This window comes from Pectobacterium araliae, from assembly GCF_037076465.1.
Taxonomy (GTDB): domain Bacteria; phylum Pseudomonadota; class Gammaproteobacteria; order Enterobacterales; family Enterobacteriaceae; genus Pectobacterium; species Pectobacterium araliae.
In genome coordinates this window covers 2718427-2734805 of the sequence record NZ_AP028908.1, presented here as the reverse complement: position 1 = coordinate 2734805, position 16379 = coordinate 2718427, and the positions used below count along the sequence as shown (strand labels likewise).

Here is a 16379-nt window from a genome sequence, read left to right as displayed (position 1 = left end):
GTTCCTGAAAGAAGTAATAAGAACGTATGGATTAATAAAAGGACGGTTCGCCTTCTGGGCGGGTTTTGAAACGGCGATGCAACCACATGTATTGATCCGGCGCGAGCAGAATATTTTTTTCAACAACTTTGTTCATCCACGCTGCGGTCGCGGTTTCTCTGTCTACCGGTGCGCCTTGCTCAGCAGGTTGGATTCGCAGTTCGTAACCTTTTCCGTCAGGTAATCGGCGCGGTACAAAAGGAATGATTGCCGGATGTGCCGTTTTGATCAGCATATAGCTACCGCGGGTTGTGGCCGCGGTGTCTACCGCAAACAGAGGCGCGAACACGCTGCTGCGTGGGCCATAGTCATGATCTGGAGCATACCAGATGATGTCACCCTGTTTGAGGGCACGTATCATGCCCTTAAGATCTTTCCGGTCGAGCATGGATTTGTTAGAGCGCAGTCTGCCCCAGGTCTGTAACCAGTCAATCAACTTGTTATCGTTTGGACGATACACACCGATCCCCGGATTGTGCATACCAAAGACTCGCGCCCCGAGCTCCAACGTTAAAAAATGCAGCCCGATGAGTAATACACCCTGCTCTCGTTCATTCTCTGGCCGTATATGCTCAAGTCCTGTGACCGTAAACCAGCGTTCAAGACGCCAATTCGGCCAAAACCAGGCCATACCCGTTTCAACCACACCCATGCCGACAGATTCGAAATTTTTCCTGACTAATGCATCCCGTTCAATTTGCGGCATCTCTGGGAAACACAATTCAAGGTTGCGGGCGGCGATCTTGACTCGTTGCGGCAGCAGGTGCATTGCCAGATAGCCGAGTGTGGCACCGATACGATAAAGTACGGGGTAGGGCAGTAAGACGATAAGGTAAAGGATACCGATTCCTAACCAGGTGAGCCAGTAGCGCGGATGTAGCAATGAACGATTAAAAGAAGGGATTTGTGTCATAGTCTCAGTATCAACATTTTGGTGCTGGTCAGCACGCGAACCGTTAAAAAGGATCGAGTTAATGGTTAACTGCAAGATGGATTATTACGGTTATCCGCCAATAAAACAAATTATTACCCTATTATTAACTGCTTTCTATTCTAGATGCAGCGTTAATTGCATTCTATCCAGAACGTGTTTTTTCGGGCTTTAGTAGCATATGCGTAGTGAGCGGGACAAAAGCGACCCTGATAGGATCGCTTTTTATCGTTATTGTTTGAAAATGCCTCTGGCGTAGCGTGGTTCACTACGCCAGTACTGTGCAGGGGCGGAAACCTGTGCGCCTAGTCTGGCGGCAGCATGCCACGGCCAGCGAGGGTCGAAAAGTATCGCGCGAGCCAGTCCGATTGCGTCTGCCTCACCGGTTGTAACGATGGCTTCCGCTTGTTCCGGCTCGGTGATCAACCCCACGGCGATAGTGGTGATGCCAACTTCTTGTTTGATTCGTTGCGCATAGGGCACCTGATAATTAGGTGCCGGATGAATCTGTTGTAACGGTGAGAGTCCGCCGCTGGATACATGGATGAAATCGCAGCCTACTTCATGTAGTGCTTTACTCAGCTGTATGGATTGCTCCAGATCCCAACCGTCTTCAACCCCATCAGTTGCAGAGATGCGCACGCCGACGGCTTTATGCGCAGGGAAAACGTCACGTACTGCACGGTAAATTTCAATGACCAGACGCATCCGATGTTGAAGCGAGCCGCCATAGCCATCCGTGCGCTGATTTGTCAGTGGTGAAAGGAATTGGTGCAGTAAATAACCGTGAGCGGCATGAATCTCTATCAAATCAAAGCCCAGACGGTCCGCGCGTTTAGCAGAGTCAACGAACGAGTCAATTAGCGCACGAATTTGCGGTTCTGACATGGCCTGTGGTGTCGCATCACTCGCATTATAAGGAAGGGCAGAGGGCGCGAGAGTCTGCCAGCCGCCTTGTTCCGGAGGCAGGAATGCTCGTCCACTCCACGGGACGCCCGTTGACGCTTTACGACCTGCGTGTCCCAACTGTATGCCGAGAGGCATAGCAGAATAGGTTTTGACGGAGCGGATCACGCCAGCAAGTGCGTGTTCAGTCGCATCATCCCACAATCCAAGGTCATGCGGGGAAATTCTGCCTTCTGGTGAGATCGCCGTGGCCTCAATAATGAGCAGTCCCGCCCCAGAATGTGAAAGATTACCTAAGTGCATGGTATGCCAAGCTGTCGCCTTGCCGTCCTCAGCCGAATACTGACACATTGGTGCAATGATGATTCGGTTGGGCAGTTTGAGTTGGCCAAGCGATACAGGGGAGAAAAGCTGACTCATAATGACAGATCCTTCTCTGAAGATACTTTATGAAAGCGCAAGTGAACCCAAGGGTAATCTATTTACGGTAGATCACTCTTTAGCGTTTCGTTATGCATTTCATGCCCTGACAACCTTGGCGCTATCAGGTATGATGCCGGGCGATTCACTATGCCAGGCTACAGCTCGGCTATAAATGTTACTCACTACCCTCAATGAAGACAGGAACGTACACCATGCCAGTGTTACATAACCGGGTTTCCAATGAGGAACTGAAGGCGCGTATGCTTGCGGAAACCGAGCCGCGTACCACAGTTTCCTTCTATAAATATTTTACGGTGGATGATCCAAAAGCGTTTCGCGATCGTCTGTATGTCCAGCTTGAACTGCATAACGTCTTTGGGCGCATATATATTGCAACTGAAGGCATTAATGCACAAATCAGCGTACCGAATAGTCAGTTCGATGCCTTTAAAGCGACCTTATTCAGTGCACATCCGGCACTCGATCAAATTCGCTTAAATGTCGCTCTGGAAGACGATGGAAAATCCTTCTGGGTATTGCGTATGAAAGTACGCGAACGGATTGTTGCTGATGGGATCGATGATCCTACATTTAACCCAGCGAATGTCGGGCAATATCTGAAAGCCGATCAGGTTAACGCGATGGCCGACGATCCTGATACCGTATTCGTTGATATGCGTAATCACTACGAATATGAAGTTGGGCATTTCGAGAATGCATTGGAAGTGCCATCGGATACATTTCGTGAGCAGTTGCCGATGGCAGTAGATATGCTTGATGCTGCGCGTGATAAAAATATTGTCATGTACTGTACGGGTGGGATTCGTTGTGAAAAAGCCAGCGCCTATATGTTGCACCATGGCTTTAAGAATGTGTATCACGTAGAAGGCGGTATTATTGAGTATGCGCGTCAAGCTAAGGCGAAAGGATTACCGTTGAAGTTTATCGGAAAAAATTTCGTGTTTGATGAACGTATGGGAGAGCGTATATCTGATGACGTTATTGCGCATTGTCATCAGTGCGGTACTTCGTGTGATAGCCACACTAATTGCCGTAATGAAGGGTGTCATCTTCTGTTTATTCAATGTCCGAGCTGCGCTGCGAAGTATGACGGCTGCTGTAGCACACAGTGTCAGGATGAAATGAAACTTCCGCTGGAAGAACAAAGAGCAATACGCAGCGGTCGTGAAAATGGAATGAAGATTTTCAATAAATCTAAAGGATTATTGCGGTCAACGTTGCATATTCCTGCGCCTGTAGCAAAAGACAAATCGGAATAGCTAACGGTTCGGCCATTAATATAAAAACCCTTTCAAAAAAGAAAGGGCTTTTTGTTGTCAGTTACGTGGTGGCCCTTATTTTTGGCGAACACCTTCAACGGCAATAATCAGCTCTACATCCTGTGAAGCAGGACCCAAATCTGTCGTAATGTTGAAGTCTTTCAGCTTGATCGTACCTTCTGCCTGAAACCCTGCACGGTAGTTACCCCATGGGTCATCCCCCTGACCGATGAGTTTGGCATCCAGCTTAACGGGTTTGGTGACGCCATTTAAGGTCAGATTGCCGACAATATCGTAATCTTCACCGTCTTTTTTCACCTCTGTTGAGGTAAACGTTGCTTGCGGATGCTTGGATACGTTTAAAAACTCTGCACTACGCAGATGCTTGTCACGTTCAGCGTGGTTAGTATCAACGCTGTTCGTGTTAATGGTGACATTCACTTTATCCACAGATGGGTTTTTCTCATCAAAGGTAAAAGCGCCGTCGAAGTCATTAAAGCTGCCGTAAAGCCAGCTATAACCGAGGTGTTTAATGCGGAATTCAATAAACGCGTGCTGGCCTTCTTTATCGAACTTGTACTCTGCCGCCAGTGCAGAACCGGCAGAAGCAAGCATAGATAGGATAGTCAGGCTCAGTAGTGTTTTCTTCAACATTGGAGTTTCTCCATAAAATACATAAGGTTAATGAATATTGCGACCCAGCATTCGTTTCAACGTGTTATCACCATCGATAAAGTGGTGTTTTAATGCGGCTAAACCGTGCAGCGCTGATAAGGCAACCACCGCCCATGCGAGATAAAGATGCACGTCGCCTGCTATATCGGCCTGATCCGTCAAGTCGCTGATAATGGCCGGAATAAAAAACCAGCCAAAAACTGAGATGGAATGCCCTTCGGCAGTGGAAATGAGATATCCACTAATCAGAATGGAGAACAAAATAACGTACAGTGCGATATGAGCGAGTGTGGCGCTCACGTGAGTGACGGTAGAGTAACTTTTCAGTGGTGGCGGTGGTGGAGAAATAAAGCGCCATATAACGCGAAAAATCATGACGGCAAAAAGCAGTACACCAATCGCTTTGTGAATTTCAGGGGCACGGTGATACCACGCACTATAATAGTTAAGTGTCACCATCCAGAGTCCTGAGGCGAACATGCCATAAACGGTTAACGCTGCAATCCAGTGCAGAAAAATGCTGATATGACCGTAACGGGATGGGGAGTTACGCCAAGTCATATTATGATTCCTTCAAGTTGAGTGCGTTTTGTTAAACAAAAGCTAAACAGAAGTGAATACAAAATCAACATAATATTGTGATTATCACATGACTAAATTATGTAACGATTTTTTTGATTTTATTACGAAGATGGGTTCAATTTTTTTGATAGTCAAAGAGATAATACCATCACTTTACTTTAGTTGGAGAGTTGCGGTAATTGTAAACAAAACCAATTTGCGGCCTCGCGATTATGGGGGCAGACTGTGCTTCATTCTGCTAGCCTTAAAACATGAGGGAAATGCGATATTCTGAAATAACAATACCGCTATTATGGCGGTATTGTTATGAATGCAAATGGTATTAATGTAAGTTAGTGGATATTGAATATAATATTAATAACGCTATCAATTACTAATGTTTTCGATAGTCACTGACGTCACAGTCTGTTGATTCGATTTTTGCAATGCCAGCCTCGAGTATATGTATCAGTTGTCTGGCAACATCGGTCGTTAGCCAAAGGGTTCGATCAACGTGGGCTTCGTCTGGTGCTTGATCCGAGGTGGATAAGTAGTGTAAACGGATCATCATGGCGTCATAACTGTCAACGGTGCTGATGTCCCAACCTACAAGAGGATGTGTCTGAATAACTTCATTTTTTCTATCCATAAATACCCCTTATTGACTAGTTACTAACATGAGTGACTAACGAGGCTTCAGGTGGCTCATATTCTTAAACGAGCCTTATCAGTATACTGCTGCTTATTTAATTTATGGGAAATATTTGCAATTTTTTGTAAAAAGATTACATCTGTAGAAATGATGAAGGGATAACTCATGTACCCAATGAGATATCGGGATGAATAGATTTTCATCCCGAAGGTTCAGTTATTGGGGCGGTAGAATACTATTCCGTGCTAGACCCTGCATTTTTCTCCAATGCGGCAGCCAGTCGGGCAAGGTATTTCTTCACAGTAGGGTCTCGATTTTCATTTTGAGATTCGAGTGCCAGATTGTGGATCATCAGTTTGTTTGCTTTTTCATCGAAGCAGAATGCCAGGGACGAGAAAGCGAGCTCTAGAGCATCGATCTTACGTTGTTGCTCGCTAATTAGCTCCAGCAGTTCCCCGAATGTCATTGCCTCTTCTGGTTTTTCTACCGTCATAACAGTTACCCTCGGTCATAGCATATGGCGAAATGCCGCTTTAAACGGTCATTACAGCCTATGTCTTCGTTATTTTTCAAGCTTTAGATTACTCTGCGGTAAACCAGTCATCGGCACTTTCCCACGTTTCCTGCAAGATTTCAGAGATACGATCTTTGTCATCTTTGCCAGCTCCCATGACGGTCAGGTTATTTGCGGCTGCATAACGAACTTGAATAGGCGTGTCGGGATAAATTTTGTGAATCCGCTTTTCCAGCTCATGCTGGAGTGCATTGACTGCACCAGCGGGTAAAGGCGTTGTCTTTGCAAGAGTGATTTCTACGCGCATGCTGACCTCCAAATTTTAAACTGTTTATTTATACAGTTATTGCAAATGGAGAGCAAGACACGCAATAAAATTTAGCCCATCGACATAATGCGGATGGGCTTGTCGATTAACGGACTGACCAGTTGAGGCTTTGCCCAGCCAGGAAAGGGATGAGTGATTCGTCGCCGAGAGCGATTTCTTCAGGGAATGTGACGGTTTCTCGATGAAGTTCAATCCAGCTGTCGTTCACCGGCAGGCCATAAAAACGTGGGCCGTTCAGGGAGCAGAATGCTTCGAGTTTATCCAGCGCGTTCATTTCTTCAAAAACGGTGGCGTAGGTACTTAATGCCGCCTGAGCATTGAACACACCAGCACAGCCGCAACTGGACTCTTTTCTGTGTTTTGCATGGGGCGCGGAGTCGGTGCCAAGGAAAAGTCGGTCACAGTCGCCAGCGACCGCTTCACGTAGCGCCTGTTGATGTATATTGCGTTTTAAGATGGGCAGGCAATATAGGTGAGGGCGAACGCCACCAACCAGCATATGATTGCGGTTAAACATCAGGTGCTGCGGTGTAATGGTTGCTGCGAGGTAATCATTACCTTCAACAACATACTGTGCGGCTTCTTTCGTCGTAATATGTTCAAGGACGACCTTCAGCTCAGGGAACTGTTGGCGTAATGGTTCCAGTACCGTTTCGATGAAGCGCGCTTCCCGATCGAAAATATCAACGGCAGAGTCGGTCACTTCACCGTGGATGAGTAACGGCATGCCAATTTTCTGCATTTGTTCCAGAATGCCAGCAATATTGGCGACGCTGGTGACCCCATGGCTGGAGTTCGTTGTGGCATTGGCTGGATAGAGTTTGGCCGCAGTAAAGACGCCTTGCTCAAAGCCGCTCACGATTTCATTGGCATCGAGAGCATCAGTCAGGTAGCACGTCATCAGTGGATGAAAGTTATCACCCTGTGGGACCGCGGCTAAAATACGCTGACGATACGCGATAGCACTGGCTACGCTGGTAATCGGCGGCGTCAGGTTAGGCATAACAATCGCACGACCAAAGAAACGGCTGGTATAGGGGAGAACGGTTTCCAGCATCCGATCGTCACGCAGGTGAATGTGCCAATCGTCAGGGCGACGGATTTTAAGAATAGTGGGCTGTGCGGTCATGGAATTGCGCTCCGGCGGTCAGTAGAAAAACAGCGTCTTTCGGTTGGTTTTGGGACTGATACGGCGGGGCATAAGGATAAGCGTAAAGCTATTTGAATGCATCCGTTTGTTGAAGAATGCTTGAAATTAACCGTGGATTGGCATTTGATAGCATTATCTTTTCATTGATAAATAAGGGATGTATATGGAAATTCGTATTGTTGCCATTATTCAGGCAAAGGCTGAGTTCATTGCCGATGTTACTGCAACGCTAAAACGCGTGGTATCGCCCAGCCGACACGAAGCGGGCAACGTGCAGTATGATCTGCATGAAGTCGTGGATAAACCCGGTTCATTTGTGTTCTTCGAACGCTGGAAAGATCGGGATGCTTTGGCATCACATGAACAAAGTGCACACTTTAAAAGTCTGTTGGCTGAATTGAATGGCAAAACGGACAGTGTGGATATCAAACCATTGAATTTTTTAGGCTAACAAAAGGTTGTGCATAAAAAAACACCCGCCAATTGGCGGGTGTTTGTCTATAGTAATCAGGATTACTCGCTGACTGGTGTCGGCTTGGTTGCTGGCGCAGTTGACTGGTTAACTGCGCTATGGCCGCCTGCCGAACCTTTTCCTGAGAATGGATAGGCCGGACGTACCCAATCACTGTGTCGAGCAGGTTCCGCGTTGTATGCCGGCGCTGGTGCTTTAGTCATCGGCGCTGTCGCATGGAGCTTATAACGAGGCTGCACAGCAAGGCTTGCTGCTTTTGTTACGCTCGATACAGACTCAGATTCCACAATCGGTTGTGAATTGATAGCGGATACTGGCTCATCCTGAACATTTTTTGGTGGGCTGGTTTCCTGTGCTGCGGAAACCGCAGGAGTCGAAACCGGTTCTGCCACATCATCTGTTTTCTCAGTAGCATCAACGATGCTATCCGTTTGCTTGTCTTCTACGGCTGCTTCAGTCACTACCTGCTCAGCTACTGTCTTTTCAGAAGCGACTGCGTCAACGGTCTCTTCTGCGCCCTGAGTTGCCACGGTATCAGCAGCTTTTGCTTCTTCAACGGCATTCACGGCAACGGCAGCGATCGCATCATCGATAGCCGTGTTCTCGGTAACTGGCTCGACGACGGTTTCTTCGTCTGCGCTGCTCACCTCGACATCCACTACATTGCTATCTTGGATAACGTCGGCAGATTGTGCTGTTGCGGTTACAGCGGCTTCTTCGTGAATCACGGCTTCAGTAATCGCAACGTTTTCAACCGTGTTGAATTCCACTGTATCAGCTTGTGCAGTCACAGCGGTTTCAACAACGGCAGGTAGCAGCGGGGTTTCAATTGCTGCAACGTTCTCGTCCTGCTGTTGGCTTTCAGCTTGCTGTGGCTGTGCGACAGGATAGCTAACCCATACTTTTCCTGATGCCATTTCCGGTGATGAGGCGGCAAACTCCAACTGCATTGGTGACTGAGACGGGTAACGCTCATCACGATAACGGCGGCGGCGCTGGCCACTCACGCGCAGGTGGCGAGGCGAACGACGCGAACGACGCGGCATACCACCATTTTCGCCATTGGCACGATTTGCATCGTTTTGCTCGTTATCGATCTCGTTAGTGTCTACAGCGGCATCGCTTGGCTTGATGTAAGATTGAGCCAGTTCAGATGCTCCGGCAACCGGTGTCGCGTTATCAGAGAGGGCATCCTGCTGCGTTTCAGACTGAACACGTACTTTCTGCGTTAACTGACGACGTTGGCGACGCGGCATAACCTGAGTTGGTTTATCCTGATCGGCTGCATTGTCATCGGAATCAGCAGTTGCTGCTGGTTGAACTTTTTCCTCTATCTGAGCAGGGCGACGCTCGTCCTGACGACGACGCTGACGTTCAGCACGCGGTTCACGGCGCGGATGTTCTTCCAGACTCGCTTTTTCCACATTTTCCGCAACACGGTTTTCAGAAACTGCTTCGTCATTTTGTCGCTTGTTACGGCGCTGATCATCACGCTGTTCACGATTGTCACGAGAGCCACGGTCACGGCGATTATTACCCTGACGGCGTGAATTCCGACGCTCAGAACGCTGACTTTCACCGGCTTTCTCTTCTTCCGCGTTCTTCTCGTCAGCGGCATCCGCTGTTTTTGCAACAGGTTCAGAAGCGAAGACGCCTTTCAAGGCACTGAAGAAACGGCTAATGAGGCCCGGCTGAGCTTCTTCTGCGGCTTTTGCTACAATCGGAGCGGCTTTGGCAACAGGATGCGCGGTTTCCTCTGGCATTTCAGTGAGGCTAAACGGTGCTAAAGCTGGCTGCTCAGGTTGTTTGCGTTCAACCGTTTGTTCGTCTTGCAGTTGCTGCGTTTCTGTTTCTAACAGCTGGGGCAGCAGATAGCTGAGCGTCGGCTTTTCTTCGCCTTTACGGACGCGAACCACAGAATAGTGCGGCGTCTGCATACCGTCGTGTGGCACGATGATAGCGCGTACGCCACCCTGACGTGTCTCGATAGCGTTAACGGCATCACGCTTCTCGTTCAGCAGATAAGACGCAATCTGGACTGGAACAATGGCATGAACTTCTTTGGTGTTTTCTTTCAGCGCTTCTTCTTCAATCAGACGAAGAATCGACAGTGAAAGTGATTCATTGTCACGAATGGTGCCCGTACCGCTACAGCGTGGGCAAACGTGATGACTGGATTCACCCAGTGACGGGCTCAGTCGCTGACGTGACATTTCCAGCAGACCGAAGCGGGAAATCCGGCCGATTTGAATACGCGCACGATCTTGGCGTACTGAATCGCGTAGGCGGTTTTCAACTTCACGTTGGTGGCGAACCGGTGTCATATCGATGAAGTCGATGACGATCAGGCCGCCAAGGTCACGCAAGCGAAGTTGGCGGGCAATTTCGTCTGCGGCCTCAAGATTGGTATTGAATGCGGTTTCTTCAATATCACCACCGCGTGTTGCACGTGCGGAGTTGATATCAATTGCCGTCAGCGCTTCGGTGGTATCGATAACGATAGAGCCACCGGACGGCAGGCGAACTTCACGTTGGAAAGCCGATTCAATCTGCGATTCGATCTGATAATGGCTGAAAAGTGGGATTTCACCACTGTACAATTTGATTTTACTGCTGAAATCGGGGCGACCCAGCGCAGAAATGTGTTCTTTCGCCAAATCGAGAATTTTTGGATTGTCGATCAGAATCTCGCCAATGTCTGGACGCAGATAATCACGGAAAGCACGGACGATCACGTTACTTTCCTGATGAATCAGGAACGGTGCCTGGCGGCCTTCAGCGGCTTTTTTGATCGCGTCCCAGTGCTTCAGACGGAAAGCCAGATCCCATTGCAGTGCTTCAGCGGATTTACCCACACCAGCCGTACGAACAATAAGCCCCATGCCATCAGGCAGTTGTAGCGATCCCAGCGCTTCTTTGAGCTCGGTACGATCGTCACCTTCGATTCGGCGTGAGATACCGCCTGCGCGAGGGTTATTCGGCATTAAGACCAGATAACTACCCGCAAGGCTGATAAAGGTGGTCAGTGCTGCACCTTTGTTGCCACGCTCTTCTTTGTCTACCTGAACAATAACTTCCTGACCTTCACGTAACACGTCTTTGATATTCGGACGGCCATGGGAAGCATAGTTACTGGGGAAGTATTCGCGGGCGATTTCTTTAAGAGGGAGGAAACCGTGCCTTTCAGCGCCGTAATCAACAAAAGCCGCTTCAAGACTGGGTTCAATACGAGTGATTTTACCTTTGTAGATATTTGCTTTCTTCTGCTCATGACCTGGGCTTTCAATATCCAAATCATACAGCCGTTGACCATCAACCAAGGCAACACGCAACTCTTCCTGCTGAGTTGCGTTAATTAACATTCTTTTCATCTTCAACTTACTCGTTATTTTTACTGGCATTATTGATAGAGCTGCGGACAAAAGAACCGCATGACCGGAGTGAACCGATGGCCTCGTGGCTTATCGCAGGGACGTCAACCTCCCGGTTGTCGCCTGCATAGAGACGCATGTTTCGGTAGCCTGTGTGTCCTTATGGAAAACAGCGCATTTACTGAGGGAACAGCTTCTGAATAATGTCGCCAGATCTGATTCCATTTGCCGGCCAAGCTGCAATCCGCAGCCCGCTAACTGCTTGATTTCGCATTACGTCTTACGCCATTGCTGCGTGTGTGCGTCATCAGGCAAATTTAATAATTCGCAATTTCCCCTTGTTCTATCGGAAATCCGCGTGGGAAACGCAAAAGCATTATTCCACTGCTGATACCGTTATAGCAAGGTGACTTTGCCTGCCTGTATAAAGATAACTCTGTTGTGATCACCAAAACGGACAGGGTTTGATGCTACAGCTCAACGCATCCGTCAGTGCAACAATATCTTCATAAGTCAGACACACAGTTAAGCACAGAAAAAGAAGTGGCGCTATCGGGTTGCTCTATTTAGAATCGCGCATCATGAAAACAGATAATCCTTCAGTACAATTTGTGACGATCTCCGCAGATGAAGCGGGGCAGCGTATCGATAATTTTTTGCATACCCACTTAAAGGGTGTGCCTAAAAGCATGGTTTACCGCATCTTGCGAAAAGGTGAGGTAAGGATAAATAAGAAACGGGTCAAGCCGGAGTATAAATTGCTCGACGGTGATGTCATTCGAATTCCGCCAGTGCGACAGGCAGAACGCGATGAAACCCCTGTTTCTGCCAGTCTTGGCAAAGTAGCGGTGTTGGCCGAGTGCATTATTTATGAAGATGACTACTTGCTAGTGCTGAATAAGCCCTCAGGTACAGCGGTGCATGGCGGCAGTGGCTTGAGCTTCGGCGTGATTGAAGGGCTGCGTGCGCTACGCCCAGAAGCGCGTTTTCTGGAGTTAGTACACCGTCTCGATCGCGATACATCCGGCGTTTTGCTGGTAGCCAAAAAACGTTCGGCCTTGCGTGCTCTGCATGAACAACTGCGACTGAAAGGGATGCAAAAGGACTATTTGGCGCTGGTTCGCGGTCAGTGGCAATCTCACTGCAAGGTTGTTCAAGCACCACTGTTAAAAAATATCCTGCAAAGCGGTGAACGCATCGTTCGGGTAAACAGCGACGGTAAACCGTCAGAAACGCGCTTTAAAATAGAAGAACGTTTCGAGCACGCGACGCTGGTGCGCGCGAGTCCTGTTACCGGACGTACACATCAAATTCGTGTACACGCCCAGTATGCCGGGCATCCCATCGCGTTTGATGACCGTTACGGCGATCGTGAGTTCGATCAGCAATTGACCGGTACGGGTTTAAAACGCCTATTCTTGCATGCGCAGGCGCTGCGTTTTGAACACCCGAACACGGGGGAAACGTTGAGAGTTGAGGCACCGCTGGATAGTGGGTTACGCCATTGCTTACAAGTATTGCGTAAGACTAAAATCTAACCACTCGCGATATCTTCATCTATCGGGATAGCTTTCTGTTGGGCTATCCCGATTCGTTTTATGCCACTAATGGATTTACACCTTCCTTTTGTAGCATCTGTATCAGCGCGATCAGCGGTAATCCAATGAGCGTATTAGGATCGCGCCCCGACAATCGTTCAAAGAGGGCAATGCCCAATCCTTCGCTTTTAAAGCTGCCCGCGCAGTTCCACGGCTGCTCTTTCTCCAGATAGCCGTCAATTTCCGCGCTCGTTAGTGTTCGGAAATGGACGTCAAAGGGTTCTGCGAGGCGTTGTACTTCCTGCGTCGCGCTATTGAAAAGCGCGAGGCCAGTAAAGAAAGAAACACATTTTCCGCTGGCCTGCTGTAATTGCCGTGTTGCGTTAACCTTATTGTGTGGCTTTCCCGTAATGGTGTTGCCTAATACGCAAACCTGATCGGAACCGATAATCAGGTGATTGGGGTAGCGCGTGGCCAGCGCCCGCGCTTTGCTTTCGGCAAGACGGATCACAAGTTCGACGGCGTTTTCGCCGAGGCGAGGGGTTTCATCGATGTCTGGCGATGCAGAAACAAAAGGGATCGCGAGCTTTTCCAATAAGGCTCGACGATAAGGCGAGGTTGAGGCAAGAACGATCTGCTGCATAATTTTTTGATAAACCGTAGCGTAATGGTGAAAGGCATTTTAAACTGTGCGCCGCTCTGGAAGCGAATATTGGTGAAAGGTGGTGCATCACTGCCTTTTTCTTTGACTCTATGTCGTTACGACGTTAATATGCGCGCCCTATGCAAAAGGTAAAATTACCCTTAACCCTTGATGCGGTCCGCACTGCTCAGAAGCGTTTAGATTACGTTGGTATCTATTCGGCTGAACAAGTAGAGCGTGTTGCCGAATCAGTGGTGAGTGTGGATAGTGATGTTCAGGCCTCTTTATCTTTCAATATTGATAATCAGCGTCTGGCAGTGATTGACGGTAACGCTGACGTTAGCGTCACACTGATGTGTCAACGTTGCGGAAAGCCGTTTGAACATCAAGTCCATGCGACATTCTGTTTTAGCCCGGTCGTCAATGATGAACAGGCCGAAGCGTTACCGGAAGCGTATGAGCCGATCGGCGTTGATGAATTTGGCGAAGTCGATCTGCTGGCAATGATTGAAGATGAAATTATTCTGATGTTGCCTATCGCTCCGGTGCATGATTCTGAACACTGTGAAGTGTCCGAAGCGGACATGGTTTTTGGTCAACTGCCTGCAGAGGCGGAAAAACCGAATCCATTTGCCGTATTAGCCAGTTTAAAGCGTAAGTAATTAAGGAGTAAGGTCCATGGCCGTACAACAAAACAAACCTAGCCGTTCCAAACGTGGTATGCGTCGTTCACATGATGCGCTGACTACCTCTTCTGTATCCGTAGATAAAGTTTCTGGCGAAACTCACCTGCGTCACCACATCACTGCGGATGGTTACTACCGCGGTCGCAAGGTTATTGCCAAGTAATTCTTGCGAATTATTTGCAAGGCAATACCTTGACACGCCTAACTCTGGCGTTAGATGCGATGGGCGGGGATTTTGGTCCCTGCGTAACAGTGCCTGCTGCATTGCAGGCACTGGCTTCTAATCCAGCTCTCAATTTATTATTAGTCGGCGATCCTGCTGCGATTACTCCATTACTTGCCAAAATCGATTCTGATTTACTCTCTCGCTTGGAAATTGTTCCGGCGGAGTCGGTTATTGCTAGTGATGCGAGGCCATCGCAGGCTATTCGTGCAAGCCGCGGTACTTCAATGCGCATCGCGCTTGAATTGATTAAAGACGGTAGGGCACAGGCCTGCGTGAGTGCTGGCAACACAGGGGCACTTATGGGGCTGGCTAAGCTCCTGATTAAGCCGCTTGAAGGCATTGAGCGACCTGCATTGGTGTCAGTATTACCTCACCAGCAACACGGAAAAACCGTCGTGTTGGATCTGGGAGCGAATGTTGACTGTGACAGCACGATGCTGGTTCAGTTTGCCGTGATGGGGTCAGTGATGGCAGAAGAAGTGCTGGGACTGACAAATCCTCGGGTCGCGTTGTTGAATATCGGTGAAGAAGAAAACAAAGGGCTGAACACTATCCGTGAAGCAGCGGCACAGTTAAAAGCGGCACCATCAATAAATTATATCGGTTATCTGGAAGGCAACGATCTGCTGACGGGGAAAACGGATGTGATGGTCTGTGACGGCTTTGTGGGTAATGTCACATTGAAAACGGTAGAGGGCGTGGTAAGGATGTTCCTGTCACTGCTGAAGTCACCCACTTCAGGCCCGGAGCAAAAACAAAAACGATCCTGGTGGTTGAAATGGCTAGGTCGTTTGTTACAAAAACGCTTATCAAAGCGTTTCGGTCATTTGAACCCCGATCAATATAATGGCGCATGCCTACTAGGATTACGGGGAACTGTAATCAAAAGCCATGGTGCAGCAAACCAGAAAGCGTTTGCTGTTGCTATTGAACAGGCAATGCAGACGGTACGGCGGCAGCTTCCCGAGCGGATTGCCGCTCGTCTAGAAGCGGTATTACCCAAGAGTGACTAAGCGTACATGTATACAAAAATAATCGGAACGGGCAGCTACCTGCCTGAAGAAATCAGGACGAACGCTGATTTAGAAAAAATGGTGGAAACGACGGACGAATGGATCGTCACACGTACTGGTATCCGTGAGCGCCGTATTGCTGCGCCGGATGAAAACGTGGCGACCATGGGATACCGTGCCGCGCAGAAAGCGCTGGAAATGGCGAATGTCGATCCTTCTGAAGTCGGCCTTCTGATTGTTGCCACAACATCATCAAGCCATGCTTTCCCTAGCTCCGCCTGTCAGGTTCAGCAACTGTTAGGGATCAAAGATACGATTGCCTTCGATCTGGCTGCTGCATGTGCAGGTTTTACCTACGCGCTGAGCGTTGCCGATCAATATGTTAAAAGTGGTGCGGTGAAATACGCGCTGGTGCTCGGCTCTGATACGCTGTCTCGTACATTGGACCCTGAAGATCGTGGCACGTTGATTCTGTTCGGAGATGGTGCGGGTGCCGTGCTGTTAACGTCGTCAGAGCAACCGGGTATTCTTTCCACCCACCTTCATGCCGATGGTCGTTATGGCGAGTTGCTGGCGTTACCGCATCAGGATCGTAACCACACAGAGACGCCTGCATACCTGACGATGGCGGGTAATGAAGTCTTTAAAGTGGCAGTGACTGAACTGGCACATATTGTTGAAGAAACGCTGCAAGCGGCTCAACTGGACAAAAGTGAATTAGACTGGCTGGTGCCTCATCAGGCTAACCTGCGTATTATCAGCGCCACGGCGAAAAAGCTGGGTATGGGGATGGATAAGGTGGTTGTGACGCTAGATCGTCATGGTAATACCTCCGCAGCCTCTGTGCCTTCAGCGCTAGATGAAGCCGTGCGCGATGGGCGTATTAAACCAGGACAACTTGTACTGCTTGAAGCCTTTGGCGGTGGTTTTACCTGGGGTTCCGCGCTGGTTCGTTTTTAATTAAACAGGAT

The 16379-nt window shown here is 48.8% G+C and carries 17 protein-coding genes; 7 read left to right on the top strand and 10 right to left on the bottom strand.

The features are described 5' to 3' along the window. Positions 1-31: 31 nt before the first annotated feature. A complete protein-coding gene (locus AACH44_RS12350; RefSeq protein ID WP_261848463.1) occupies positions 32-952 on the bottom strand; it encodes a Kdo(2)-lipid IV(A) acyltransferase in 921 nt (306 codons plus the stop codon). A 249-nt stretch (positions 953-1201) separates the two neighbouring features. Continuing rightward, on the bottom strand, positions 1202-2296 hold the full coding sequence (locus tag AACH44_RS12345; RefSeq protein ID WP_261848462.1) for an NADH:flavin oxidoreductase/NADH oxidase: 1095 nt from the start codon (positions 2294-2296) through the stop codon (positions 1202-1204). Positions 2297-2511: 215 nt separating this feature from the next. Between AACH44_RS12345 and AACH44_RS12340 the strand changes: the two genes are divergently transcribed. After that, complete coding sequence (locus AACH44_RS12340; protein WP_261848461.1) at positions 2512-3579, top strand: rhodanese-related sulfurtransferase; 1068 nt, start codon at positions 2512-2514, stop codon at positions 3577-3579. Between the two features lie 75 nt (positions 3580-3654). Here AACH44_RS12340 and AACH44_RS12335 read toward each other — a convergent pair whose 3' ends face one another. The 6 genes from AACH44_RS12335 to pyrC form a co-directional block, all read right to left on the bottom strand. Next, complete coding sequence (locus AACH44_RS12335; RefSeq protein ID WP_261848469.1) at positions 3655-4230, bottom strand: YceI family protein; 576 nt, start codon at positions 4228-4230, stop codon at positions 3655-3657. 30 nt (positions 4231-4260) lie between these two features. Then, on the bottom strand, positions 4261-4815 hold the full coding sequence (locus AACH44_RS12330) for a cytochrome b (RefSeq protein WP_338659254.1): 555 nt from the start codon (positions 4813-4815) through the stop codon (positions 4261-4263). Positions 4816-5209: 394 nt separating this feature from the next. Next, positions 5210-5464: a biofilm formation regulator BssS gene (gene bssS, locus AACH44_RS12325; protein WP_005970542.1), complete on the bottom strand. Its 255-nt coding sequence runs from the start codon at positions 5462-5464 to the stop codon at positions 5210-5212. Positions 5465-5702: 238 nt separating this feature from the next. Then, positions 5703-5960, bottom strand: a complete 258-nt coding sequence (locus AACH44_RS12320) for a hypothetical protein (RefSeq protein ID WP_261848459.1) — start codon at positions 5958-5960, stop codon at positions 5703-5705. An 88-nt stretch (positions 5961-6048) separates the two neighbouring features. Further along, the gene (gene dinI, locus AACH44_RS12315; protein ID WP_261848458.1) at positions 6049-6288 is read right to left on the bottom strand and encodes a DNA damage-inducible protein I; all 240 of its coding nucleotides are present in this window, start codon (positions 6286-6288) and stop codon (positions 6049-6051) included. A gap of 106 nt (positions 6289-6394) precedes the next feature. Continuing rightward, entirely contained in the window at positions 6395-7438 is a 1044-nt protein-coding gene (gene pyrC, locus AACH44_RS12310; protein ID WP_261848457.1) for a dihydroorotase, read from the bottom strand. 184 nt (positions 7439-7622) lie between these two features. Here pyrC and AACH44_RS12305 point away from each other — a divergent pair, with 184 nt between their 5' ends. Further along, entirely contained in the window at positions 7623-7910 is a 288-nt protein-coding gene (locus AACH44_RS12305) for a putative quinol monooxygenase (RefSeq protein ID WP_261848456.1), read from the top strand. A 62-nt stretch (positions 7911-7972) separates the two neighbouring features. Here the strand turns inward: AACH44_RS12305 and rne are convergent, their stop codons facing one another. Beyond that, a complete protein-coding gene (gene rne / locus AACH44_RS12300; protein WP_261848455.1) occupies positions 7973-11302 on the bottom strand; it encodes a ribonuclease E in 3330 nt (1109 codons plus the stop codon). Between the two features lie 581 nt (positions 11303-11883). Here rne and rluC point away from each other — a divergent pair. Beyond that, positions 11884-12840 (top strand): 23S rRNA pseudouridine(955/2504/2580) synthase RluC, encoded by a 957-nt coding sequence (rluC, locus tag AACH44_RS12295; protein ID WP_261848454.1) that lies wholly within the window; start codon positions 11884-11886, stop codon positions 12838-12840. Positions 12841-12898: 58 nt separating this feature from the next. Here rluC and AACH44_RS12290 read toward each other — a convergent pair whose 3' ends face one another. Beyond that, positions 12899-13483: a Maf family protein gene (locus AACH44_RS12290; protein WP_261848453.1), complete on the bottom strand. Its 585-nt coding sequence runs from the start codon at positions 13481-13483 to the stop codon at positions 12899-12901. A 140-nt stretch (positions 13484-13623) separates the two neighbouring features. On the opposite strand from AACH44_RS12290, the gene yceD reads away from it, so the two are divergent. The 4 genes from yceD to AACH44_RS12270 are packed head-to-tail and all read left to right on the top strand — an operon-like array spanning position 13624 to position 16368. Next, the gene (gene yceD, locus AACH44_RS12285) at positions 13624-14145 is read left to right on the top strand and encodes a 23S rRNA accumulation protein YceD (protein WP_261848452.1); all 522 of its coding nucleotides are present in this window, start codon (positions 13624-13626) and stop codon (positions 14143-14145) included. Between the two features lie 16 nt (positions 14146-14161). Next, a complete protein-coding gene (rpmF, locus tag AACH44_RS12280; RefSeq protein ID WP_011093369.1) occupies positions 14162-14332 on the top strand; it encodes a 50S ribosomal protein L32 in 171 nt (56 codons plus the stop codon). Positions 14333-14361: 29 nt separating this feature from the next. Continuing rightward, positions 14362-15408, top strand: coding sequence for a phosphate acyltransferase PlsX (plsX, locus tag AACH44_RS12275; RefSeq protein WP_261848451.1), 1047 nt, complete (start codon positions 14362-14364; stop codon positions 15406-15408). A gap of 6 nt (positions 15409-15414) precedes the next feature. Continuing rightward, on the top strand, positions 15415-16368 hold the full coding sequence (locus tag AACH44_RS12270; protein ID WP_261848450.1) for a beta-ketoacyl-ACP synthase III: 954 nt from the start codon (positions 15415-15417) through the stop codon (positions 16366-16368). Positions 16369-16379: the final 11 nt, after the last annotated feature.

Excerpts from the sequence above, each read along its gene's own strand:
- pyrC (WP_261848457.1), bottom strand. The coding sequence starts at position 7,438 with ATGACCGCACAGCCCACTATTCTTAAAATCCGTCGCCCTGACGATTGG.
- AACH44_RS12345 (WP_261848462.1), bottom strand. The coding sequence starts at position 2,296 with ATGAGTCAGCTTTTCTCCCCTGTATCGCTTGGCCAACTCAAACTGCCC.
- AACH44_RS12320 (WP_261848459.1), bottom strand. The coding sequence starts at position 5,960 with ATGACGGTAGAAAAACCAGAAGAGGCAATGACATTCGGGGAACTGCTG.
- rluC (WP_261848454.1), top strand. The coding sequence starts at position 11,884 with ATGAAAACAGATAATCCTTCAGTACAATTTGTGACGATCTCCGCAGAT.
- bssS (WP_005970542.1), bottom strand. The coding sequence starts at position 5,464 with ATGGATAGAAAAAATGAAGTTATTCAGACACATCCTCTTGTAGGTTGG.
- rpmF (WP_011093369.1), top strand. The coding sequence starts at position 14,162 with ATGGCCGTACAACAAAACAAACCTAGCCGTTCCAAACGTGGTATGCGT.
- AACH44_RS12340 (WP_261848461.1), top strand. The coding sequence starts at position 2,512 with ATGCCAGTGTTACATAACCGGGTTTCCAATGAGGAACTGAAGGCGCGT.
- AACH44_RS12305 (WP_261848456.1), top strand. The coding sequence starts at position 7,623 with ATGGAAATTCGTATTGTTGCCATTATTCAGGCAAAGGCTGAGTTCATT.
- AACH44_RS12330 (WP_338659254.1), bottom strand. The coding sequence starts at position 4,815 with ATGACTTGGCGTAACTCCCCATCCCGTTACGGTCATATCAGCATTTTT.
- yceD (WP_261848452.1), top strand. The coding sequence starts at position 13,624 with ATGCAAAAGGTAAAATTACCCTTAACCCTTGATGCGGTCCGCACTGCT.
- AACH44_RS12270 (WP_261848450.1), top strand. The coding sequence starts at position 15,415 with ATGTATACAAAAATAATCGGAACGGGCAGCTACCTGCCTGAAGAAATC.
- AACH44_RS12350 (WP_261848463.1), bottom strand. The coding sequence starts at position 952 with ATGACACAAATCCCTTCTTTTAATCGTTCATTGCTACATCCGCGCTAC.
- dinI (WP_261848458.1), bottom strand. The coding sequence starts at position 6,288 with ATGCGCGTAGAAATCACTCTTGCAAAGACAACGCCTTTACCCGCTGGT.
- AACH44_RS12290 (WP_261848453.1), bottom strand. The coding sequence starts at position 13,483 with ATGCAGCAGATCGTTCTTGCCTCAACCTCGCCTTATCGTCGAGCCTTA.
- rne (WP_261848455.1), bottom strand. The coding sequence starts at position 11,302 with ATGAAAAGAATGTTAATTAACGCAACTCAGCAGGAAGAGTTGCGTGTT.